This is a genomic window from Mesorhizobium sp. M4B.F.Ca.ET.017.02.2.1 (genome assembly GCF_003998955.1).
GTDB classification, from domain to species: Bacteria; Pseudomonadota; Alphaproteobacteria; order Rhizobiales; family Rhizobiaceae; genus Mesorhizobium; species Mesorhizobium abyssinicae.
In genome coordinates, this window is the sequence record NZ_RZOF01000059.1 from 1 (window position 1) to 23,531 (window position 23,531).

The window sequence follows — 23,531 nt, forward strand, 5'->3', positions numbered from 1 at the left end:
GGCTCGGTCAGGTCCTCGTCGAGATAGACCCAGCAGCTCGCGCCGATAGCACCCGGCGGGCAGACGCCCTTCAGCAAGGCCATGGTGATGTTGCCGCCCTTGGCTTCGAGAAACAGCTGATCCGGCGATTGTTCGACATAGCTCAGCGGATTGGCATCGGCATCCGGATGTGAACCGACATGCGCCAGGCGCAGCGGCTCGACGGAAAGGTAGTGCTCGCGATAGAGCGAGGAATGCAGTTCCGGCACGGTTTCGTCGGCGGCTGCCTTGAGCATGTCGACCACGCCAAGCGTAAAGTCGGATCGCCCCGCATGGGCGAGCAGCGAAATCGCGGTGTCCGCCCGGCCTTCGCGGGCCGCGATCTCGGCCAGCAGCTGCATCGCGTCCGGGGCATTGGCGGAACCCGCGCTCAGCCTCAGATACCGCTCGTCCTTGACCCGCAATTCCAGATTCCAGAGGTTGAGGTCCTTCTCGTGGCTGGCCGTGTTCGAGCTGATGCCGAGCTGCACGAACATGTCCGTTCGCGCGAATTTGTGCTTGCGGAAGACCTCGATGATCGGCCTGCGGTTCCTCAGCCACTCGGCATTCCGGTTCATGCCTGTCGGCGCCGACCGGTACCAATAGAGCGGCTCCGGCACGGTAACGACCTCCAGGCCGGCGAGGTCGGCGCGTAGGAAGAATTCCCAATCGCTGGCGGAAAAACCGCGCTCTTCGTTGAGGTAGCCGATCTTGTCGAACACCTCGCGCCGGAACATCGCATTGGCATCGCCATAGGGATTGGTGATCAGGGCGATGTCGGTGGGGCCGCCGACCGGGAAATAGAGCATGTAGCCGCTCTTGGTATCCGGCGGCAGGAAGGGCTCGTTGAGCCACTTGGCAAAGGTCGTGCATATATCGGCGCCGGAGTTCTGCATGCCGGCGACAAGCGTGCTGACGGCGTTTGGGAACAGCGCATTGTCGTCGTCCAGGAACAGGATCAGCGAACCCTTGGCGGCGCGGATGCCGGTGTTGCGCGCCTTGCCGAGGAAGCCGTTCTTTTGCCGGATGATCCGCCAGCCGCGCTGCTCGAACTCCGGTTCCAGTTCCGCCAGCAGCCGAACCGCGTCCGGATCGGTGCTGCCGTCGTCGACGACGACCAATTCGATGTTCGGATAGTCCTGGCGGCGAACCGAGGCGATCGCCTGCGGCAACAGCTGCGCCCGGTTGTAGTGCGCGGTGATGATCGAAACCAGCGGCGGCCGGCTGCGGCGCGGGCTCGCGGCCTTGCGCGGTTCGCGGCCGAATTTCTCGTGCAGCCGGCTCCAGGCCTTGGCGCGGGCCTCGCGCCCATGCATCGGCTTCGCCGCGACGATCGAGCGGTTTTCCAGCACCGTCGCGATTTTGGCCGCGATGGCGGAAGCGGCAGGCGCCATCAGGACGGCATCGGCCGACTTGGGCTGCAGCATGTCGCGTACGCTGCCGACATCGGTGGCGACGAACGGGATCTCCTCGTCGATGCAGGCCACCACATCCATCGGCAGCTGTGCCGCCGCATGGGTGATCGCCACCAGCGCATGGCTCTGCCGCAGATACCTGAAAATGTCCGGCTCGTCGCGAATCGGCAGCAGCTTGAGCTTGAACGGCCATTGCTGCGCGCGCCGCACGATCATGCCGCCCGAATGCTCGCCAAGCACATGCCCGAAGGCGCCGACGACAGTCACCGCCAGATCGGTGATGCCGCTGTCGGCAAGACGGTCGAGCGCATCGCAAAACAGCGTCAGGCCGCCGCGCGCCTCGGTCCCCGAGAAATGAACCACTTCCGTGGTCAGCCGCTGTCGCGGCCGATAATGATCGGAGTGGAAGTTCGAACGCCATTCCTCCGGCACCAGCGGAGCGGCAACATGGCGGCTGGCCGGCAGCTTCCACCCTGCCTTGGTCATCCAGTCGAGCAGCGACTGGCCGGTGACGACGAGATGGTCGCAGGTCTCGGCCGAAATCCGTTCCATATGCGCGACGGTCATCTGCTCCTTGCGCTCGACCGCCCGACCGTTCGCCTGCAGCTTCCACATCAGCGGTTCGTGGGCAAGCACGACGATGGCGGGAGGATCGGGAAAGACGCCGGTCCGCTTGGCAACGGTCGGGAAATGCGCCAGTCCGCCTTCGAGCGCGAAATAGACGACATCGAACGCGTTCTGCTTGAGATAGTGGTAGACGGCCACGGAATGCTTGTCGCTCGAATCGTACCCACGCAGCAATTCGGGCGATGGCGGCAACAATTCGAGCCGCACCAGGAAATTGTCGAAACACCATTTGCCGAGCCTGGCGATCTCCTGCTCGTCCGGCTGGCTGCCTGTGGGGCTTGGCACCCAGAGCAGCGTCACCGTATCGCCGGTCGCCGCCAGATGCTGTGCCAGCGCGTAGGTCGCCGACCCGGGATCGGCGGTCACTGTCGAGCCGAATTCGACCTCCGAAACGATGCATACATTGCGCGGCTTCCGGCTTGCCTGCCGCTTGCCTTTGGGCGTCGTGCCCGCCTTCGAACCAACGCTCAATCGGTCCCCCTATCGGTCCACTGTCAGCCTGCCGCCGCGCTCGAAACAGTCTTGCCAACAGTTGGATAATACTTTGATAATTGTTTTGCGGCTCACAATAGCGCTCCCGCGCGTTCGCGTAACCGGATTGATGACGTTCCGATGGTTGGCCTGCAATCCCCAAAACACCTCGCGCGACTCGACGAGCGGCCGATCGACGTGGCCGCAGGCGAGATCCTGTGCTTTGTCGGACTGCGCAACGAAGCGACGCTGCTGCCCAAGCTTCTCGATCACTATCGCGGCCTTGGCGTCGATCGGTTTTTCTTCCTGGACAACGGCTCCACCGACGGTACGCGCGAACTGATATTGGAGCAGGCGGACAGCCATTGCTTCCACACCGAGGGATCGCATTTCGCCGAAAACATCGATCCACCGCGATGGATCAACACGCTGATGAACGTCTTCGGCACCGGCCATTGGTGTCTGTCGATCGACGCCGACGAACTGCTCGTCTACCCGGATTTCGAGCGGGTGGATCTGCACCGGCTCTGCGCCTATCTCGACGCGACCGGCTCGGAAGCGGTGATCGGCTCCATGATCGACATGTACGCCGACGGCCCATTGGCCGAGTGCAGCTATGACGGCAAGATCCCGCTTATCGAGGCCTCACCTTACTTCGATCCGGAACCGGGTTGGCTGCGTGCGCGTGACGGCTTGTATCCGCCGCAGCAGATGTTCGGCGGCGTGCGGGAGCGCGTCTTCTGGCACGGCCGGTTCAAGCAGACTTTTCCACCGTGCCTGAGCAAGGTTCCGATCGTGCGATGGGAGCGGGGCAGGCACTATCACGTGGCGCAGCACACGATCAGCAAGGTCCGGTTCAGCGAACTCCGCGTCGCGCTGCTGCACTTCAAATTCGTCTGGGGCTTCCGCCAGAAATCAGCGTCGTCGCTGAGCGAGAACACGCAGCTTAAGGAAAAGACGCTCGAGGAGCGCGCCGCCTACATGGAGGCGCTGGAGCGCAATCCGAAACTGTCGCTCCGGAACCATCGCTCCGTTCGCTATCACGACGCCGCGCAGCTTGTGGACCTCGGCTGGATGAAAACCTCGGATCGCTACGCCGAGTTCGTCGCAAACGCCGTCGGGCCGCGCCAAGGCACGGCCACCTGACATAGCGAACTGGAAACTGCGGCGGGACTTATCCGCCGTAGCCGCCGCCACCCTCTCCATGATCTCCGCCGTCGCCATCCGGACCGAACTGCGCCAGGCTGTTCAAAGCAAGCGCTTTGCATGCCGTCGGAGCATTCGGATAGCGATGCAGATAGTCCTCGAGCGCCTCGATCGTGCCGATCCTGAGGGCCTGCTCACATGCGAGCTCGGCCTCCTTGACCCCGACTTCGAATTGCGCCTGCGCCGCGCCCGAGAAAGCGACGCTTACACCAAGAATACTAAGCCCACCCAACAGTAGCGATTGGATCTTACGCATAACTAACCCCTTTCACCACGCACCATATTGAATTTATTGTTTTGTTAGCATTTTGTCAACCATAACTGCGGGTGTGCCGTGCCCCATCCTGGCGCAAGGTTAACGTCCGAATCCGCCGCGAAGGCGCTAGTCGCTGAACAATACAAGCTGCCGAAAGAAGGCATTGGTCGGCGAACCATTCGGCCTTCCCGCGAAACGAACCGCAAGCGCGATCGAGAGCGGCATTTTGCGCCGCGCGCGAAGCGCCGCCACCAGCGAGTGGCGCACGAATTTTTCCTCGACGGTCGTCCAGCCTGAGAAGGCAAAGGTCTGGGAGGCGATATCCCCCTGCCAGTCTATGGTTTGATCGGGGCGGGCAAGCGCAAGCGCGAAGTCCAATGCCGACGCGTCGGCATGCGCGATCTCGACCGTTGCCTCCACCCTTCGAAAGAAGGGCGGAAAATGGAGATCAAGCGAGGCCGCGACGACGCCGTCCGCGTGCGGGCGCAGGAACACGCCGCCACCATCCGGCGCGACAAGCAACAGTGGCAGGGCCGAGGCGCGTGGCGTCAGCAACCTGGCGCTCCGCAGCACTTCGTAGGCGAGGGTGGTTGAACCGCCGCCGTCGCGCGGACGACCGGGGGCATCAACGGCCATGGTGGCAGGCCGTCCAAGCAGGCCGGCCACGGTCTCGGGACGGCCGATCGAGCCGGCAATGCCCGCCAGTTTCTTCAGGGCCACATCGCTGTTCGGCTCGAGATCGCAGAGCTCCAGATAGTCTCGATAGGCGGGTGTGTACCTCAGGTTTTCGCGCGCGCTTTCCAGTTCGGATCGCGTCGTGTTCTGGGCGATGGCGAGCTGGTAGAGCGGCCCGGCGCCATCGAACTGGCCGGAGCCAAATGTCTCCAGGACAGGGCGGCGATTATCGTACCAGTTCGATGTCCGGAACATGCTATCCGGTTTCGAGCGGTACCAGTAGAGCGGCTTCGGGATCGGCCTGATCTTCAGCCCGGCAAGCGAGGCTCGCGCAAAGAATTCCCAGTCGTGCACGGCGTAGCCAGGCTCTTCGACCAGGAATCCGATCCGCGAGAAGACCGACCGGCGCACCATCGCATTGGCGTCGCCATAGACGTTGTGGATCAGGCCGAGCGCGTCGGGGCCGCCGAGCGGCAGATACTGGATCAGCCCGTCGGCCCGCTTCTCCGGCACGACGTCCTCGTAGAAGATCAGCTGGAACGCCGTGCAGATGTCCGCGCCCGTTGCTGCCATGGCGCGCACGAAATGGTCCACCGCCTCCGGGAACAATGCGTTGTCGTCGTCCGCGAACAGGATCAACTCGCCCTTGGCGGCGCGAACGCCGGCGTTTCGCGCCGCGCCGAGATGCCGGTGCGGCCGGCGCAGGATCTTCCATCCGCGCCGGCGGAAGTCCGGTTCCAGCGCATCCAGCAATCGCCTGGCCCCGTCCTGGTCGCTGCCATCGTCGACCAGCACCAGCTCGAGATCCCGGTAAGTCTGCGCTTCGATCGCCGCGATCGCCTGTTTCAGATAGAGCGGCCGATTGCGATGGGCCATGACGATCGAAACCAGCGGCGATGGGCCGGCGCCCCTGCGGGTCCGCTTGCGCGGCGCTTCGCGCGTATCCAACCAGGCCTGGCGATTTTGGCGCACGATCCGCTGGGGGCGTGGCGGGCTGTCGAGCGCGGCCGAAATCGCCCGCGCCAGCGCGGCGGGATCGGGATCGACCAGCCCGGGCTGACCGGCCTCGGCGATCCAGGCCTCGGCGTTCGCGCCAACATTGGTCGCAACGACCGGCAACCCCGCCGCGATGCAGGCAGCGACGACCCCGCCGGTCGATGCCGCCCGCGCGGGAACGACAGCGAGCCCCCCGGTCCGCGCGGCGTGGTCGAGCCTTGCGTTCAGGTCGGCGTCCGGCAAAAGGTTGAGCTTGAACGGCCATCGCTCGGCGCGCCGCAGAAGCAGTCCGCCGCTATGCTCGCCCATGATCCTTCCGAACGGGCCGAACGCGGTGACCGTAAGGCCTTCGGGCGCGGTCGGCGCGAGGGTGTCCAGCGCATCGCAGAGCAGCGTCAGGCCATCGCGAACCCGCCACCCGGCGAGGACGACGAGTTCGCTCGCGCTTTTCCTGGCAATCGGCGTGCGTGCGCCGGCCGCGTCGCGCGGATCGCGCAGCAGCGGCGCCACTGTCGCCTTCCTGACCTTCCAGCCCCGCGACAACATCCATTTTCGCAGGGCGGCCGACGCACAGACCGTGCTGTCGGCCATCTCGGCGCAGTATTTTTCCATATGGGCGACGGCAATCGCCTCGGTCGTGTCCATGAACGCCTTGTCGGCTTCATCGGCCCACTCGCTGGGGGCATGGGCGACGGCCACGATGGGCGGTGCGGCGAACGCCGCCGTCTCGGCCGCGAGCAAGGTGAAGTAGGGCAATCCGCCTTCGAGCGGCGCATAGACCAGGTCATGGCCGGACCGCTCCAGGTAGTGCAGCAGGGCGGCCGACCGGCTCTCGGGCGTCGCCAGCCAAGGAAGCAGCTGATCCGATCGGTCGAGGACCTGCAGCCGGATGGAGGCCGCCTCCAACTCGCCGCGGTGTGTCGCCACCACCTCGGAAGACGGCGCGTCCGGGCCCGGCACCCAAACCAGGGTGACGTCGTCGCCGTCTCCGGCGAAGAGCCTGGCCAGCTCGGGCATGGCAGCATCGTCCTCGCCGCGACGGCCGATCACGCTCGTCACGACGCAGACGCGGCGAGGCTTGCCTTCCGGCTCCACCGGCCCCAGCTCCTTGCCACCAACGACCATCGAAATTCCCTGTTCGGTCCCGCCGACAGCGCCCTTCGCGACGCGGTCCACCCGCCATTATGCCCGCGTCAGGTTTACTTTTCGGTGATCATGCTTTTGCGCCATCGGTAAACCAACTCGTCAAGCAGGTGCTAAAATGACTGTGCAAACAATCGACTGTTACAACTTTAGCGACCCGGCATAAGCAATCTTTACGGCTCCTGGCTAGTCATGACGGCATATCAGGAGGCGCAAATGAAAACGACAATGAAGTTTCTCGGTGCGCTCGTCGTAATGGGCGCAACGGTCTCGGCGAGCTCCGCCGACCAACTTTTGCGGCCGCGCATCAACCTCGGCAGTGCCAACGTCAAGACGATCAGCGGCGACCGCGGCGGCTATGTGATCGACTATGCTATCCGTGCGCTGAAGATGCGCCGCAGCGGCACCTTCGTGCGTTTCAACGGTGCGTGCGACTCGGCCTGCACGCTCTATCTGTCGATGCCCAAGAGCAAGGTGTGCGTCACGCAGCGCGCGTCTTTCGGCTTCCACCTGCCCTATGGCGCAGGGGCGCGGGGCAACCAGGTCGCCGCCAATTTCATGATGAAGAACTATCCGGGCTGGGTTCGCGGCTGGATCGCCAAGCGCGGCGGACTGAAGGGTTCGATCGCGACCATGACATATGCGGATGCCAGCCGCTTTCTGCCGACATGTCCTTCCGAGCAGCGCGGCACGACCATTGCCAGCTTCGGCCCGACGCGCCTGCGTGGCGGCTGATCCTGCGAACCAGTACTGAAAGGCATTGACGGGTGGCGGGCGCAGGCCCGCCACAGCCGATTCATGCCCGCGGCTGCCCGCATTTGATCCAAGAAGTCATTGGTGTATTTTCGAAGCCGTCTTATTCGTCACGGGCCTGGTGCGAATGCAGTCTTGCCAAAAGTTCGTGCTTCTCGCCTCGCAAAGGACAGGATCGCAAGCGCTCAACCGCCATCTCAACCAGTATGAGGGGATGGTGATGCATGGCGAGATCTTCAACGCGGGCTTTGTCGGCTTGCGCAGCGACTACCACGAGAAGCTGAGCCTGCCGCGTGAAGGCGTCGAGATGCGCGACGCCGACCCAGAACAATTCATAGCGCGGATTTTCGACGACCCGGCGGCCCGCTTTGTCGGCTTCCACATATTCCCCGAACAGACGCGCCCCGCCATTCTTCCGGTTCTGGAAGACCAGAGCGTCAAGAAACTCTGGCTCGTCAGGAACCCGGTCGCGTCGTTCGTTTCATTGCTCGAGGCGGAGGCGTCCGGAGTCTGGGCGGTTCATGCCTCGGATCCGCTGCCCGCCGGCGACTACCGGAAAAAGGTGCGTTTCGACATCGACCGCTTCAATGCCTATCTCCACGAACTGAACCTGTTTCGGGCCAAGATCAAATCCGTACTGTTCGAAACCGGGCAGCCCTATTTCCCGATCCACTACAGCGACATCGCCGATCCGCTGGTCGGCAACGCGATCATAGCCTATCTCGGCGGCTCTCAGCGCCTCGACCGTTTCGAGACCGACATCCTGAAGCCGCCATCGCGCCCGTTCGCCGAGCGCATCGAGAATTACTGGGAATTCACCGCCTACTTCAGGGCCATTTCCACGGAAGCCCTCTACGCGTTCGGGTGAGGTCAACGCGTCCGGTTAACCAGTTCACGACAAGTTTGGTTAACGAATACTTGATTTTGTTGACTCTTTTTTAGCTCGGACCGATTCTGTCATGGGGGTTTGAAGGCTTTCGGCCGTGGCTGGGCCGAAGCGCAAACTGGCGGCGGATAGTCCTATGAGTGTTTTCGCGATTGCCGGCGTCATTGGCGGCACGGGCTGGGCGAGCCGTTCCGGCACGCCGGGCAGGGCATTGCCGTGAGCGGCCGTATGGTGTCGAACGAGCCGCCAGCGTCGTCGCGGGACACGCGCTTCCGGCGCATGAGCCTGCAGATCATTTGCACAGGCTTGTTGTCGTGGCTGCTTCTGGGCGTCTACCGGGGCGTCATCGTCGATCCGCAAACGACGCTTGGCGGCCTTGTCGCGTCCATGCCCAAGGGACTGGCATCGAGCTACTACGACCTGATCGTCATGGCGTCCCTGACCGTGACGGCCTTGATCCTTCTTTTTCCGGTCAAGGCCAGCCGGCTTGGCTGCGCTGTTGTCGGCTTCATTTTCTACCTCGCCGTCCTGGTGTCGCTGGGCTGGGGCTTTGCCAACATAAATCTCGTCAAGATGCTGGGCGAGCCGTTCACCTTCCAATGGCTGGTCTATGGCGACTTCCTGCAGAATGCCGACGCCCGGAACGCCATGGGCGACGCGCTCAACACCAGGGACGTCGCCATCGTGTCGTTGTCCATCCTTCTGGTGCTTGTCCTAGGCTACGCGGCGGCCAGACTGTGGCTGCGGCTCGGTGTCGTCGGTCACAGGGTCCTTCTGGCCACGCTCGTGCTGGGCGTCGCCGGCGCCTTGGCCGGCACGGCCTATCACGTGCATGCGGAAGCGCTGCCAGCGGCGAAGATCGACAATCCGATCGTGCATTTCGTCGAATCGGCCCTGCTCAGTCCGACGCCGGTGGTCCTGACGATGAACGCCAGCGCCAATGACCCCGACACTGCCAGCGTCGCGGAGCGGCCGCCGGAAACCTCGAGCTTCAAGGCGCCAGTACCGAACCCGATCAAGAACGTGCTGATTTTCATGATGGAGTCGGTGCCATCCAAATATATCGAGACCTTTGGCGGTAAATACCCCGTCACGCCAAACATAAAAAGCTATGCGGCGGATTCCGTGCGCTTTGACAACATCTATGCGCATGCCCCTTCCACGCACTACTCGCTATTTTCTCTGTTTACCTCGATGTACAACGACATCTCATACTACGGCATGACGATGCAGCATCCGTATCTGCCGCTGGACTCGATCTCCAACATCCTTTCCGCGCACAGCTTTCGCACCGGCTTCTTCTGGAGCGCGGATTCCCGGTTCCAGCGCGTCGACGAATTCCTGCTCAACAAGGGGCTTGATACGATCCAGGATTATCGCGGGCAGAAATGCGCCACTCCCACCTTCAAGCTCAGTTCCGAGCAGTGGAAGAATATGGATTACAACAGTGATCTGTGCACGGCGCAGTCGACCATCGACTGGATGAACAAGGACGAGGGCAATCCTTTCTTCGCCATCATGTTCACGGCGATGACCCATTATCCCTACATCACCGATAGCCCGATGTTCTCGAAGATGGCGCCGTCCTCCCACACCGGGCTGGTCCACTACTCGGACGACGAAAAATTCAATGCCTACCTCAATGCCCTCAAGGTCGGCGATACGGCGCTTGGCGAAATCCTCGAGTCGCTGAAGCAGTCGGGCAAGCTCGATTCAACGTTGGTCGTGATCCTTGGCGATCATGGCGAGGCGTTCGGCGAGCATGACGACTATGTCCATGCCAGCGCGATCTATGAGGAGAACGTCCACATCCCGCTGATCATGATCAACAAGCATCTCTTCCACGATCAGGTCGTACATTCCGTCGGCGGCATCGTCGACATCGCCCCGACCATCCTCGACATACTCGGTCTTCCGCTGCCCAAGCAGTGGCAGGGGCGCAGCCTGTTCAGCGAGCAGCGGCCGAACAAGATCTTCTTCTTCAATCCCTGGGCTGGCTTCCTGTTCGGCTACCGCGAGGACGACCGCAAGGTCGTCTTCAACGCGACCACCGGCAAGGTCGAGCAGTACGACCTCAAGGCCGATCCCGACGAGCGGACAAATCTCTTCAACGACGCCAGCGATCGCAACGCGCTGCTGCAGCCAATCGCCGGATGGGTGCAGTCGCAGCGGCGGCGCGTCGCCGATCTGGTCGCTGCCGAGGCCAAAGACACTGCGCGCTGCACCGTCACCAACCTGGAGATCGACGCCACCGGCACGGAGTTCGAAGGACCGCCGCGCCTGGATGTCCTGGTGGATGGCAAGCCCGTCGCCCAGATCAACGTTTCGGGCGTGCAAAGCAAGGCCATAACGCCCGACCAGATCGGCGCCGAGCTGCAGGCGGCGTCGGCCGATGCGAAGCCATTCTTCGTCGACCTCAGCGCCGTGGCCAGTCCGCATTTGATCGAGCTTCGCTTTGCCAATGATCTGTGGGCCGGGCAGGGCAAGCCAGGCGATCGCAACCTGTTCATCAAGAGCATTAAGGTGAACGGCCAGTTGGTCCCAAACAGCAGGCTGCATATCGACAACCGGGCCACCGGCTACACCGATGGCAGCGGCACCAGCATGTACAACAACGGCTCGCTATGGGTCGGCGGTCCCTTCGTCGACGGATGCGTGTAGGAGCGAGGATCTGCGTACCGCGTTGACGCGCCGCCTTCCGAGGGCGGGCAGCAAAGCCAATAGGTGGCATTTTAACAATATCTGGCGCAATGGCGAAAGACGGTGCTCACCACGCCGCTTGCCCGAATTTTAATCAGCGTCGACTAATATGGAAGGGCAGTGGAAAAGAGCGGCTGGCGTTCAAGCCGCCGCTCGCGACACTGATCCTTCGCCGGGGGGCGCGAGCCGAGGGCGAGAGGCTGGCGCAGGCCTTGCGCCTTACCTCTTGCCCTCCGGCCGCCATTCCTGCCGGTACCAGTCGACGAATTTCCGCAGGCCTTCCTCGATCCGCACCTTCGGCCTGAAACCGAAATCCCGCTCCAGCGCGCTGGTGTCGGCATAGGTTTTTTCGACCTCGCCGGGCTGCAGGGGCAGGTTGTCGCGTATCGCCTTGACGCCGAGCAGGCTCTCCAGCGTGTCGATGAAGCGGCCGAGATGCACCGGCTGGCTGTTGCCGATGTTGTAGAGCCTGTGCCGCGGGCCGTCGGACGCGGGCGGCTTGTCGAGGACGGCGACGACGCCCTCGACAATGTCGTCGATATAGGTGAAGTCACGCCACATCTCGCCATGGTTGAAGACGCGGATCGGCTTGCCGGCGAGCATCGCCTCGGTGAAGATCCAGCTCGCCATGTCTGGCCGGCCCCACGGGCCATAGACGGTGAAGAAGCGCAGGCCCGTCTGCGGCAGGCCGAACAGATGCGCGTAGGTCGAGCTCATCAGCTCGTCCGCCTTCTTCGTCGCCGCGTAAATCGACACCGGGTCGTCGACGCGGTCGCTCTCGGCGAACGGCACTTTCGTGTTGCCGCCATAGACCGAGCTCGACGAGGCATAGACCAGATGCTTGAGCCCGGAGGAGGCCCGGCAGAGCTCCAGGATTTCGAGCTGCCCGGCGATGTTGGCGTGGATATAGGCGCGCGGATTTTCGAGCGAATAGCGCACGCCCGCCTGCGCCGCCAGATGCACGATGCCGCGCACCGGCCGCTTGCCCAGCGCTGCCGCCAGGGCGCCCGGCTCGGCGATGTCGAGCTGGTGGAACGAAAATGCTTTCCTGCCGGAAAGCCGCGCCAGCCGCGCCGCCTTCAGCGCCGGGTCGTAATAGCTGTTCATATTGTCGATGCCGATGACATCGTCGCCGCGCGCCAGCAGCCGCTGGCAGACATGGCTGCCGATGAAGCCGGCGGCTCCGGTCACCACTATCGACATCGAACCTCCTGCGGCGAGGCGGCAAGCGCACTGCCGCGCCTGCGTATTGGCGGGATCATTGCTGGCGCAAGTTCCATGGAAGTCCGGTCAAATCATGACGCCGGGCGACGCCAGCCGTCACTTTCCTGTTCATCCGGCCGCGGCCGCGCAACATAGGCCGACGCCCCGTTCGCCTCGTGATAGACGCGCGCCAGCATTTCCGCCAGCACGCCGGACGTCACCATCTGCACTCCGGCGATGAGCAGGAAGAAGCCGGCGAACAGCATCGGGCGCGTGCCGATGTCCTGGCCGAGGAACAGTTTCACGCAGAAGAGATAGGCAAGCACAAGCGAACCCAGCGCGCCGAGCACGATGCCGATGCCGCCGAAGAAATGTCCGGGCCGGGTGCGGTAACGCATGAAGAAGTACATGAACACCAGGTCGAGCACGACCCTGAAGGTGCGCGAGATGCCGTATTTGGACTGGCCGTAGATGCGCGCATGATGCGTCACCACTTCCTGCGCGATGCGCCGCGGCGTCGTCACCGTCGCCAGCCAGGCCGGGATGAAGCGGTGCATTTCGCCATAGAGCCGGACGCTGCGGATGACGCTGCCGCGGAAGACCTTCAGGCTGCAGCCATAATCCTTCAGCCGCACGCCGGTGACGCGCCCGATCAGCCTGTTGGCGATGCGCGAGGGCAGCCGGCGCATCCAAAAGCCCTCCTGGCGGTCCTTGCGCCAGCCGGCCACGAGATCGAGGTCCTCGGTCAGCAGGCGATAGACCATGCGCGGTATGTCGAAAGGATCGTTCTGCAGGTCGCCGTCGAGGGTGGCGATGACGTCGCCGCGCGCGGCATCGAGCCCTGCCTGCATGGCAGCGGTCTGCTTGTAGTTGCGCACCAGCTCGACCGCATGCACATGCGCCCCGTAATGCGCCGCCAGGCGGCGGATTTCGTTTGCCGTCGCGTCGGTGCTGCCGTCATCGACGAGCACGACCTCCCAGGGCTGGCTATAGTGCTCCATCGCCTGGTGAATGCGCGCCAGCAGCGGCTCGACATTCTCGGCCTCGTTGTACATGGGCACGACGATCGACAGCATATGTTCCGGCATGACCGCGCCGTCGGGCAAACCTGACGCAGGGATGGGCAGCAGGCTCATAGCGAGGGCTTCCTTGCAGGTTCCGCCGCCGGGCTTTCCGGCAGCGTCGATTTGGAGGGGAACAGCCAGGCGATCGCGCCGGTGGCGATCGCCGAGCCGAAGATGAACAGGTGCAGCGCCAGCGCCGCCTGCAGGCCGCTCTTCATGGCGATGCCGGAGGTGAGCAGCGCCGCCGCCGCGCCCGCCTCATAGGTGCCGAAGCCGGCAACGCCCTGCACCGGCAAGATGGCGGCGCCCTCGGCGCCGACCACGCCCGGAAAGGCGGTCGTGAAGGATGTCCCCAGCATCAGCGCCAGCAGCCAGGCCTGAACGGAAAGCTTCAGCGCCCAGTTGGCGACCGTCCACCACCAGCCATAGCGCGAGCGTCCGGTCGCTTCGGTGAAGATGTCGCGAATGCGGCCGAGCTTGGCCACCAGCCGGCCCCGCCCGTCCCAGTCATGCGGCGCGCGCGCCCAGCGCGGCAGGTACCAGGCGGCGGCGATCAGCGCCGCGATCCCCGCGGCTCTCAGCGCCGGGTGCAACCCTGGCCAGACCAGGCAAGCGAGGATGCCGACGACGAAGGCGTCCTGCAGCCTGAACCACAAAAGCGAGGCGCTGGCGCGCATGATCGAGATGCCGAAGACCTGGCGCAAAAGCAGCGGAAAGGCGGTCTCGCCGCCGCGGAAGGGCACGACGTTGATCATCGCATTGTGGATCAGGATGACGCGCAGGCAGGCGCCGAAACGACCATGCACCTCGTCGCGGAATTCGTCGCAGACGCGCAGCGCCCGCAGCCCATAGGTAACGAACAGAGTAAGGGCGACAGCCACGAAGGTGGCTGGCGTGACGCGGTCGAAGGCATCGCCCACCATCTTCCAGCGCGCGTCGCTGGCAAGCCAGGCCAGCAGCGCCAGGGTAACGACTATCGAGATTGCTCGTTTCAACCAATTCTCCGCAGGCTTTCGCCGCCGCGTTCCGGTGGGCTCATCGGGAAGATCCGAGATGCCCGGCATCGGGTTCCTTGCCGATTGTCCGCGGCCCCTAAGCCCAAAGGTCGCGGCTCCTTGTGGTGGCGGCTGCTCCTATAGACCAGCAGCCTGTTCAAATCCACAAGCTTGGTCCCGCCCGTCGAGACGGTGTCGTGGATCCGTGGGCAACAGCGATTGACACCGCTCCTTGCCTCGCGGTTAATAGCAGGCGGGGGCGGCAACCGCGATGCCTTTGGGGCGAAGGCTTGCGTGTGCGTGTTGGCGCCGGATGGGGGAGGCGAACACCGACATGCGACCGTCTATCATGCCGACAATTCAACGAGCCGGAAGGGGCCGGCCGCTTGCGCGGCACGCCTTGCTGATCGCCCTCGTCGCCTGCAGCGAAATGGCGCTTGCCGGCGTTGCGCACACGGCCGCCGCGAAGGATCGAGCGCCTACCCAGACCGCCACCGTTCCGACGGCGTTCGAGATGCAGCTGTTCTACGCCGACCGCACGTGGAACTGGCAGGATGGAGCCGCCTATTTCGCGCAGGACAGGCGTTTGCGTGCCTGGACCGCCGGACCGGATTCGACCTCCTCGCCGAAGGCAGATGGCTGCTGACCAGCAACGGCAAGATGTGCATGGAGCTCGTCTGGCGGTCCACGGCCTATGCCGCGACGCCGATCCGCACCTGCTTCAGCCATCGCATCCAGGACGGCAACGTCGAGCAGCGCAAGGATCCGGACGGCGGCTGGTACAGCTTCAAGCACGCTTCGGACGATGCTTCCGGGGAGCACCGGAAGTTCCAGGAAGGCGACGCCAAGAACATAGAGTTCGAAACGGCCCGCAAGCTGGTGGATCCCAAGGGCTAAGCAATTGCAGGAAACGCGTGAGGCGGTTTTCCGTCCGGAATTGCGACAAAACAAGAGATAGAGCGGTTCTCCGTTTCGGTGGAAACCGTGACCGTCAGGCACTGGTCGGCCCACCGCAGCAATCAGCAAAAAGAAGAGGCCCGCTGAGCGAGTTTTCAACCCAACTCAGCGAGCCCACGCCCCGACACATTACTCACAGGGACGACTGCCAGCCTTGTGGGCTGGTGTTTACCGGTGCCCGCGCAGCAGTGCGCGGCGCTGTCACGGGATCCGGAGCGGAAATTGCGGGCGCCGGCATTGCCGGGCCGAGACCGAAGAAGGGCGCGGCCGTCCTGACGATGGTGTCGATGTCGGACAGTTCCGCCACGAAGCCCAGTTGCTCGCGCGCCAGGCTCGGATCGGCATAGAGCTCGGCCGGATCGCCGGGACGCCGCGGCCGGTAGACGACCGGAACCGGTCGCGCCGTCATCCGGGCGACCGTTTCCAGGATCTCCCTGATGGAAACGCCGCGGCCGGTGCCGAGATTGACCGACAGGCTGTCGCCGCCCGCTTCCAGATGAATGAGCGCCTTCAGGTGGGCACGGGCAAGATCGCTGACGTGGATATAATCGCGCACGCAGGTGCCGTCCGCCGTGTCGTAGTCGGTGCCGAAGACCTCGATCGCATCGATCATGCCGGACGCAGCCATCAGCACCCTGGGCAGGAGATGGGTTTCGGGGGTGTGCCATTCACCGAGCTCGCCGTCCGGGTCGGCGCCGCAGGCGTTGAAATAGCGCAGGATCGCGTACTTCATGCCATAGGCCGAGGCATAGTCGCGGATGATCTCTTCGCCCATCAGCTTGGTGCGGCCATAGGGGCTGATCGGGCGCTGCGGCGAGGTCTCGCTGACCGGCAGCGACGCCGGCACGCCGTAGGTCGCGCAGCTCGAGGAAAAGATGATGTTGTCGATGCCGTTTGCCCGCGCCGCGTCGAGCACCGCGATCGTTCCCGCCACGTTGGTCGAATAATAGTCGGCCGGTTCGCTGACCGACTCCCCGACATAGGCCAGCGCTGCGAAATGGATGATCGCCTGCGGCCGGCGGGTCGTGATCGCCCGCTCGAGCGTCCGACGATCGCGGACGTCGCCGACGATCAAAGGACCCCAGGCTACGGACCCCTCATTGCCGCGGCTCAGATTGTCGTACGCCACCGGCAGGTAGCCCGCCTCCGACAGGAGTTTGCAGGTGTGGCTGCCGATGTATCCGGCCCCACCTGTCACCAGGATCGGGCGGCGTTTCATGACGTGACAGCCTCCTTGACGGGCCGGCGACTGCCGAGCAAGGCGTCGAAATACTGCGTGGTATGGGCGAGCCCTTCTCTCAGGCTGATCTTCGGCTCCCAGTCGAGATGCTGCCTGGCGAAGGAGATGTCCGGCTTGCGTTGCTTGGGGTCGTCGACCGGCAGCGGCCGGTGCACGATCCGCGAGCGCGAATTCGTATAGTCGATGACCAGCTCTGCCAGTTCCATGATGGTGAATTCGACGGGGTTGCCGAGATTGACCGGATGGGCGGGCGAAGTTGGGGCGTTCATCAGCCGGATGAAGCCTTCGATGAGGTCGTCGACGTAGCAGAACGAGCGCGTCTGCATGCCGCTGCCGTAGACGGTTATGTCTTCGCCGCGCAGCGCCTGGACGATGAAGTTCGACACCACCCGCCCGTCATCGGGCTGCATGCGGCGGCCATAGGTGTTGAAGATGCGCGCGACGCGCACGTCGATGCCGTATGTCCTCGAATAGTCGAAGAACAGCGTCTCGGCCGAGCGCTTGCCCTCGTCATAGCAGGAGCGCGGGCCATGCGTGTTGACGTTGCCGAAATAGCTTTCGGGCTGCGGGTGCACCAGCGGGTCGCCATAGATCTCCGACGTCGAAGCCTGGAAGATCTTGGCATTGTGCCGCCGGGCGAGTTCCAGAAGGTTGATGGAGCCCAGCACGCTCGTCTTGAATGTATGGATCGGATCGGCCTGATAGTGCGGCGGAGAGGCGGGGCAGGCGAGGTTGTATATCTCGTCGACGGCGAGATCCATCGGCAAGGCGTCGACGATGTCGTGCTTGATGCAGGTGAAGAACGGATCGCGATGCATGCCGTTGAGGTTGTAGCGCTTTCCGGTGTGGAAGTTGTCGAGGACGACGACTTCGTATCCGTCATGCAGCAGCCTCTCGCACAGATGCGAACCCAGGAACCCGGCGCCGCCAGCGACCAGCGCCCGGCCGCGATCGGTATTGGCACCCTTGCGACCACCCCTTGGGTCGAGCTTCACGACCTTCATCACCCTGCTCATGACTCCCCCTTACGCAGCACGCGCACCACCACCCCGGCCAAGCAAGAGCGTTGCTCGACCAAGTCCCGAAACAGTAGCGACCCTCAGCGTAAGCCGAGGCGCCATCACCCATGATGTGCGTAAAAACGTCTGAGTTTGCGGGAGCAGTGCCGTACGGCTTATTGGTTGCCGCTCAGCCCGCTATGCCCCGTGAATCGCGATCACGCGTCTGGTTGCCACCATCGCCGATCTTGCTCGCCCAAATTGCACACCCAACGCATATAAAAATATACCTATGGCGATTGTAGTCAACTAAATTAGCGATCCGTTAACCTCATACATTGGTGATTGGTTAATCATGCACCTTACGAATCGGGCTGCCTGCCGGTCCGGAATGGTGGGCGAAATCGGCTGCGGCCCCCGGCGAGGCAGGCTCTCTGGGAGCCTCGCAAAGCTTGTTGGCGAAGGGGCCAGCGGACTTGAAGGTGTCGACTTATCGAACCGGCAAATGCAGCGGGTGTCTTTCTTTCCGTGCGCTGCGGATGTGCTTTTCTCAATCTTGGGAAATACAGGTTTTCTTGACCAGGCTCCGTTCTATGTCGGTAAAGAGTTGGCGCGATTTCTGTCAGCACTCGCCCGGATCGCAAACAGGCGCGACGGCGCCGGACGGCGACTGCCGCATATCTCGCCGGGCAGGCGGGCGTGCCCGTCATCCGGGCGCCGCGGCCCGGTTTCAACCGGAACGGCGTGAGGTCTGCCACTCTGGGATGCATTGAACGGCCGGGCTTGATCCGGCGACCGAAGGGCGCAGCATGCCGCGCCGCGCGAGTTGGAGGAAGAGCGCGGTAGCCATCGGCGGCAGCAAGCAAGGCCCGCCGATGACGGGCCTTGTCGATCAACCAGATCCTTGCTGCCGGCGGGCTGCCCGCCGCCCCATTCCTCTCCTATTCGCCGCCCATTTCCTTCTTGAACTGCTCGAAATCGACCTGCATGCCGTTGAAGATGGTGCTCCAGTGGCGGGTTAGCGCAGCCATCGCCACAGCCTCCTGGATCTCCTCGTCGGTGGCGCCGGCGCGCTTGGCGTCCTGCGTGTCCGACCATATACAGTAGTTGCACGGGATCTGGGCGGCGACCGCCAGCGAGATCAGCGACTTGACCTTGGGCGGCAGCGCCGTCTTGTCGCTGAGCTCGATGGCCTTGACCTCGGCCCAGGCGCCGGGCAGACCGGCCTTCGGGAACTGCTTCACGAAGCTTGGCACGCCGCCCATGGTCGACTGGATGTCCTTGATGGTGGCGTCGTAGTCGTCGGCCTGGGCGGGCGCCGAGGCCAGGGTCAGGGTCAGCGCGCAAGCGGTAGCCAGCATGGATGCGGAGGCAAGGCGAAGGGAGGACTGTGTGATCGAAAGCGTGCGACGGGCCGACATGTTTTTCTCCTCTGGTGTTTGTTAGCCTTACGATGTAAGGTAGGGTAGAAAATGAACCTTACAGTGTAAGCTGTCAAGCGACGCCATGGACTCATCGATCAAAAAAAAGCGAGCGCGCGGCCGGCTGTCCCGCGAGATGATCGAGGACGCCGCCTTCGAGGTGATCGAACGGGAGGGCCTTTCCGGCTTTTCGATGCGAAAACTCGCCGCGGCGCTCGGCTGCGAGGCGATGAGCATCTATCATCACTATCCTTCGCAGGCGCATCTCTATGAGGCGCTGGTCGACCGGCAGATGAACGCGCTGGTGATCCCCGGCGACGGCCTGCCCTGGCGCGAACGGGTCCGCATCGGCATGCAGGAGTTCCGCCGCGTCGCGACCGAGCATCCGGCCTTCGCGCCGTTCATCGTCGTCTACCGCATGAACTCGCCGCCATGTCTGGCCAAGCTGAACAGCATCATCGGCCTGTTCGAGGCGGGCGGCTTCGGGCCCGAGCTCAGCGCCCGGCTGTTCCGTGCCGCTGGCTATTACCTGATGGGGGCGATCCTCGACGAGACCGCCGGCTATGCCAAGGGCCCGTCGGCGGTCACCACCGTCAGCAGCGAGGAGATGGCGCGGGATTTTCCCAGCGTCGTGGCGGCCGGGGCCTATTTCGGCACCACCGGTTTCGACAAGACCTTCGATCTCGGCCTGGAGATGCTGCTGGACGAGATGGAGCGGATTCGCGATGGTGCCCGGGCCGCGACCGCAAAAGCTGGAAGCGATCGCGGCCACAGCAATTAGCTAGCCAAGGCCCTCGATGCGCTTTCTCTTCGTTCTTGTTCTCCTCGCCGGCGTCGCCATCGGCGTCCTCTATCCCTGGGCGATGAGCAATTTCTCCGGCCACGAGATCGGCACCTGGCGGGTCTACGAGCAAGGCCGCTTCCGGCCGGTGACGATCCCGCTTGCCGCGCGCGACGCGCCGCTGCGGGTGCTGGTGGATCTCACCGCTCGGGCCGAACGCATCGTCTCGCAGCAGCGCACCGTGCTAACGCTCACCGCCGCCACGGGCGGTCGCACCGCGCTCGCCTCGACGCTCCAGTTCAACCACTCCGACAATCCGCGCCAGGCAAGCCCGCAACCGCCGGACAAGATCTTTCGCGACGAGGCAGGCGTGATCCAGACGGTCAGCGCCGGCCCCTATCTCTTCACCGTCGGTCCGGGCGATGCCGAGGATATCCCGATCAGGGCGGTGGACCTCGTGCTGCGTGCAGAGGCCGGCGCGATCGACGAGCGGGCGCGGCCGGCCGGCTATGCGCTGATGGCAGCCGGCTTGATCGGGCTGGTGCTTTCCTTCGCGTTCGGCGGTCGCGGCGGCCGGCCGCAGAACCCGAATTCGCAGCCACCACCGCCGCGCTGGGGCCGCGGCGGCACGTCGAATTGAGCCCGGCATGAATTACCGCCACGCCTACCACGCCGGCAATTTCGCCGATGTCGTCAAGCATGCCGTGCTGACGCGACTGCTCGACTATCTGAAGCAGAAGGACAAGGCGTTTCGCGTCATCGACACGCATGCCGGCATCGGCCGCTACGATCTGTCGTCGGTTGAAGCGCAGAAGACCGGCGAATGGCTGGGCGGCATCGGCCGGCTGGTCGGCGCGGATCTGGATACCAGGGTCGCCGGCCTGCTGGCGCCCTACCTCGAGGCCGTTCGCGCCGTGAACCCCGAAGGCGGGGTGAAGAACTATCCCGGCTCGCCTCTGATCGCCAGGCACTTGCTGCGCAAGCAGGACCGGCTGACGGCGATCGAACTGCATCCGCAGGACGCGGAGCGGCTCAAGGCAGTCTTCGCCGGCGATTTCCAGACCAGGGTGATCGAACTCGACGGCTGGCTGGCGCTCGGCGCGCATCTGCCGCCGAAGGAGAAACGCGGCCTGGTGCTCGTCGATCCGCCTTTCGAGGAGGAGGGGGAGTTCGCCCGCCTCGTCGACGGGCTGTCGAGAGCGCACAGGCGCTGGCCGGGCGGCATCTACGCGCTCTGGTATCCGATCAAGGACCGCAAGGCGGTCGCTGCCTTCAGGGCAGCGCTGAGGAATGCCGGCATCCCCAAGCTGCTCGACATCGGCTTCGAGATCCGGCCGGCATCAGCCGAGCCCAGCCTCGACGGCACCGGCATGGTGGTGGTCAACCCGCCCTTCACGCTGGAAAGCGAGTTGCGCCTGATGCTGCCGGCCCTGCACAAGGCGATGGCGGTCGCGCAGCCGTCGCGCTGGACGATTGACTGGCTGGCGGGCGAGTAGCTTGCCCCCATGCAGGGCCGGCGCTAGCCAAGCGGGAAAGTGTCGCCGGCTTCGGCCGCGCGGTGCCTTGTGAGGACTGACGATCGACCGCCGATGCCGCTGGCCATGCCTTGGAAACCATTGCCAGCGCAACCGCTTGACCGTTGAGCGGCGAATCCGCACAGTGCGCGCAATCGACCTTGAGAGGCTGCCATGACTCGCTTCGCTCGTTCCGCTCTTGCCGCCCTGATTTCGTTCTGCACGCCGCTGGCCACGTCGCTCGGCTTCACCCAGACGGCGCATGCCGCAGACCTCGCCGTCTATTCCGAGGAGGACGGCGGCATCTGCGGCGAGGCCTGGGTGCTGAACAAGATCACCAATCGCTTCGCCTATCAGGTGCGCCACGTGCCGCATCTGCCCGATGTCGCGATCACCGATTTCAGCCGCATCCACCAGCACCGCTACCTGCCGGCCAGCGAGGAATGGCCGATCGGCCGCCGCTATTGCGGCGCCACGGTCAGCCTGTCCGACGGCCGCGCCCGCACCATCTGGTACCTGATCGAGGAAGGCCAGGGCTTTGCCTCGATCGGCGACAATGTCGAATTCTGCGTTTCGGGCTTCGACCGCTGGATGGTCTATAACGGCCGCTGCCGCGTGCTGCGCTGAGCCAGGCGCAAGCGCGGTTGTCGTAGCGAAGATTCCGGCTTTGCCGGGTTTCGCCGCGTGGCAAATCGGCTAACCTGATCTCCCGAGAGCGATTGATCACACTCGGGAGTCTTCATGGACATTGCGACCCTGCTTGCCTTCGCGGCGGCCTTCTTCGTCTTTGCCGCGAGCCCCGGTCCGGACAATATGACGATCGTCGCCCGCACCATCTCCAATGGCGCCGCGTCGGGCATCGCTTACGGCCTGGGCACGGTGGTCGGCATCCTCATCTTCCTGGCGCTCGCCGCCTTCGGCCTGTCGATCATCGCCGCCAAGATGGCGATCGTCATGACCATGCTGCGCTATGGCGGCGCGGCCTATCTGATCTGGATGGGCATCAGGCTGTGGACCGCCGTGCCAGTGGTGCCCGACCTGCAGCCCGTCTCCGGCCGGCGGGGCCTGCTGGCGACCTTCGCCACCGGCGTCGCGCTCAATCTCGGCAATCCGAAGATGCCGTTGTTCTATGTGGCGTTGCTGCCGAACGTGGTCGGCGCATCGCTCGCACCCGGTCATCTCGGCGTGCTGGCAATGGTGATCCTGGTCGTCGAGGCGGTGGTCATCGGCGGGCATGTGCTTCTCGCCGGCCGCGCCCGCGGCCTGCTGCGGACGCCCGCCGTCGTGCGCCGCGTGAATCGCGCCGCCGGTGGCGCGATGATCGGCGCCGGCGTGGCCGTGGTCGCCACGCGCTAAGGGCAGCGCTGACCGCCGGCTCCCGGCCCAGGAAGGCGGGTGCTCGCCTGCGATTGGCCATCGCGGACCCGAACTGTGAGTCCATAGTCTGTGTCTCCGAGCCATCGCGCCGACTCGCCAGTTGACATAGGCACGCTCACGTCCTAGAAAAGAGAGAGACCTGTCTCATCACGGGGCGATGCCATGGCACCCGCACGCACCTCGGCCAAACGCCAGCACGTTGTCGACACCGCCTATGCGCTGTTCAAGCGCGACGGCTTCCATGCCACCGGCATCGACCGGATCATCGCCGAGGCTGACATCGCGAAGATGACGATGTACCGGAATTTCCCGAGCAAGGACGAGTTGATCGTCGCGGTGCTGGATCATCGCGCCCGCCGTTTCGAGCGCCAGCTCGACCGGCTCGCGACGGCAGCCGCGACGCCCGGGCAAAAAATCGCGACGATCCTCGACTGGCACGAGCGCTGGTTCCGCAGCGCCGATTTCCATGGCTGTCTGTTCGCGCATGCGCTGGCCGAGTTCGGCGATCCCGCCCACCCGGTGTTCAAGGCCGTCGCCCGCCAGAAGAATGGCCTGAGGTCGCGCATGCAGGCGATCCTCGAGCAGACGATGCCGCCGGAGCGGGCGGAGGGCGCCGCGGCGGCGCTGCTGATGCTCATCGAGGGGGCGACGCTGCTGGCGCAGATGGGCGAGGCTGACGCCGCCATCGGCAATGCCCGCAAGGCAGCGGCCGCCATCATCGCGGGCGCGTGGGGGCGGCAATGAGCGCGGCGGTCATCGGGCTGGCGCTGTTCGCCGCCATCCTGCATGCCAGCTGGAACGCCTTCCTGCGGACGGGGGCCGACAGGCTGTGGAC

Annotated in this window: 19 protein-coding genes and 2 pseudogenes; 12 read left to right on the plus strand and 9 right to left on the minus strand. The window is 64.3% G+C overall.

Features of this window, described 5'->3' with window-relative positions:
* Positions 1–2,531: glycosyltransferase (locus EN738_RS10275; protein ID WP_127283579.1), on the minus strand; the 2,531-nt coding region annotated here is incomplete at its 3' end.
* 141 nt (positions 2,532–2,672) lie between these two features.
* On the opposite strand from EN738_RS10275, the gene EN738_RS10280 reads away from it, so the two are divergent.
* Positions 2,673–3,677 carry a glycosyltransferase family 2 protein gene (locus tag EN738_RS10280; protein ID WP_127283580.1) on the plus strand — a complete coding sequence of 335 codons (1,005 nt, stop codon included), beginning with the start codon at positions 2,673–2,675 and terminating at the stop codon, positions 3,675–3,677.
* A gap of 28 nt (positions 3,678–3,705) precedes the next feature.
* Here the strand turns inward: EN738_RS10280 and EN738_RS10285 are convergent, their stop codons facing one another.
* Both EN738_RS10285 and EN738_RS10290 read right to left on the minus strand, forming a co-directional pair.
* Positions 3,706–3,993: a hypothetical protein gene (locus EN738_RS10285; RefSeq protein ID WP_127283581.1), complete on the minus strand. Its 288-nt coding sequence runs from the start codon at positions 3,991–3,993 to the stop codon at positions 3,706–3,708.
* A gap of 126 nt (positions 3,994–4,119) precedes the next feature.
* Positions 4,120–6,789: a DUF6212 domain-containing protein gene (locus tag EN738_RS10290; protein ID WP_189556515.1), complete on the minus strand. Its 2,670-nt coding sequence runs from the start codon at positions 6,787–6,789 to the stop codon at positions 4,120–4,122.
* Positions 6,790–7,023: 234 nt separating this feature from the next.
* On the opposite strand from EN738_RS10290, the gene EN738_RS10300 reads away from it, so the two are divergent.
* The 3 genes from EN738_RS10300 to EN738_RS10310 all read left to right on the plus strand — a co-directional run bounded on the left by EN738_RS10300 (position 7,024) and on the right by EN738_RS10310 (position 11,107).
* A complete protein-coding gene (locus EN738_RS10300; RefSeq protein WP_245493338.1) occupies positions 7,024–7,542 on the plus strand; it encodes a hypothetical protein in 519 nt (172 codons plus the stop codon).
* Between the two features lie 145 nt (positions 7,543–7,687).
* Complete coding sequence (locus tag EN738_RS10305; protein ID WP_127283584.1) at positions 7,688–8,428, plus strand: hypothetical protein; 741 nt, start codon at positions 7,688–7,690, stop codon at positions 8,426–8,428.
* Between the two features lie 234 nt (positions 8,429–8,662).
* Complete coding sequence (locus tag EN738_RS10310; protein ID WP_127283585.1) at positions 8,663–11,107, plus strand: sulfatase-like hydrolase/transferase; 2,445 nt, start codon at positions 8,663–8,665, stop codon at positions 11,105–11,107.
* A gap of 258 nt (positions 11,108–11,365) precedes the next feature.
* Here the strand turns inward: EN738_RS10310 and EN738_RS10315 are convergent, their stop codons facing one another.
* The 3 genes from EN738_RS10315 to EN738_RS10325 form a co-directional block, all read right to left on the minus strand.
* Positions 11,366–12,349, minus strand: coding sequence for an NAD-dependent epimerase/dehydratase family protein (locus EN738_RS10315; protein ID WP_127283586.1), 984 nt, complete (start codon positions 12,347–12,349; stop codon positions 11,366–11,368).
* A 92-nt stretch (positions 12,350–12,441) separates the two neighbouring features.
* Positions 12,442–13,485 (minus strand): glycosyltransferase family 2 protein, encoded by a 1,044-nt coding sequence (locus tag EN738_RS10320; protein ID WP_127283587.1) that lies wholly within the window; start codon positions 13,483–13,485, stop codon positions 12,442–12,444.
* Entirely contained in the window at positions 13,482–14,408 is a 927-nt protein-coding gene (locus tag EN738_RS10325) for a lysylphosphatidylglycerol synthase domain-containing protein (RefSeq protein ID WP_127283588.1), read from the minus strand. Before EN738_RS10325 ends, EN738_RS10320 begins: the two co-directional genes overlap by 4 nt.
* A 430-nt stretch (positions 14,409–14,838) precedes the next feature.
* Between EN738_RS10325 and EN738_RS10330 the strand changes: the two are divergent.
* Positions 14,839–15,305 (plus strand): annotated as a pseudogene (locus EN738_RS10330) (DUF995 domain-containing protein).
* A 193-nt stretch (positions 15,306–15,498) separates the two neighbouring features.
* Here EN738_RS10330 and galE read toward each other — a convergent pair.
* From galE to EN738_RS10345, 3 genes are all read right to left on the minus strand, one after another.
* Positions 15,499–16,584 (minus strand): UDP-glucose 4-epimerase GalE, encoded by a 1,086-nt coding sequence (gene galE / locus EN738_RS10335; RefSeq protein WP_127283589.1) that lies wholly within the window; start codon positions 16,582–16,584, stop codon positions 15,499–15,501.
* Positions 16,581–17,609, minus strand: a complete 1,029-nt coding sequence (locus EN738_RS10340; RefSeq protein WP_245478165.1) for a UDP-glucuronic acid decarboxylase family protein — start codon at positions 17,607–17,609, stop codon at positions 16,581–16,583. The genes galE and EN738_RS10340 overlap by 4 nt, the downstream gene beginning before the upstream one ends.
* A 935-nt stretch (positions 17,610–18,544) precedes the next feature.
* Positions 18,545–19,024, minus strand: a complete 480-nt coding sequence (locus EN738_RS10345) for a carboxymuconolactone decarboxylase family protein (RefSeq protein WP_187331187.1) — start codon at positions 19,022–19,024, stop codon at positions 18,545–18,547.
* An 85-nt stretch (positions 19,025–19,109) separates the two neighbouring features.
* Here EN738_RS10345 and EN738_RS10350 point away from each other — a divergent pair, with 85 nt between their 5' ends.
* From EN738_RS10350 to EN738_RS36190, 7 genes and pseudogenes are all read left to right on the plus strand, one after another.
* Positions 19,110–19,805 carry a TetR/AcrR family transcriptional regulator gene (locus EN738_RS10350; protein WP_127283591.1) on the plus strand — a complete coding sequence of 232 codons (696 nt, stop codon included), beginning with the start codon at positions 19,110–19,112 and terminating at the stop codon, positions 19,803–19,805.
* A 16-nt stretch (positions 19,806–19,821) separates the two neighbouring features.
* Positions 19,822–20,445 (plus strand): hypothetical protein, encoded by a 624-nt coding sequence (locus EN738_RS10355; RefSeq protein ID WP_127283592.1) that lies wholly within the window; start codon positions 19,822–19,824, stop codon positions 20,443–20,445.
* Between the two features lie 7 nt (positions 20,446–20,452).
* Entirely contained in the window at positions 20,453–21,301 is an 849-nt protein-coding gene (locus EN738_RS10360) for a 23S rRNA (adenine(2030)-N(6))-methyltransferase RlmJ (RefSeq protein WP_127283593.1), read from the plus strand.
* Between the two features lie 192 nt (positions 21,302–21,493).
* Entirely contained in the window at positions 21,494–21,946 is a 453-nt protein-coding gene (locus tag EN738_RS10365; protein ID WP_127283594.1) for a hypothetical protein, read from the plus strand.
* Positions 21,947–22,060: 114 nt separating this feature from the next.
* Positions 22,061–22,675: a LysE family translocator gene (locus EN738_RS10370; RefSeq protein WP_127283595.1), complete on the plus strand. Its 615-nt coding sequence runs from the start codon at positions 22,061–22,063 to the stop codon at positions 22,673–22,675.
* A 183-nt stretch (positions 22,676–22,858) separates the two neighbouring features.
* Positions 22,859–23,440, plus strand: coding sequence for a TetR/AcrR family transcriptional regulator (locus EN738_RS10375; protein WP_127283596.1), 582 nt, complete (start codon positions 22,859–22,861; stop codon positions 23,438–23,440).
* A pseudogene (locus tag EN738_RS36190) lies at positions 23,437–23,531 on the plus strand (EamA family transporter); the annotation flags it as partial. The gene EN738_RS10375 and the pseudogene EN738_RS36190, both read left to right, overlap by 4 nt.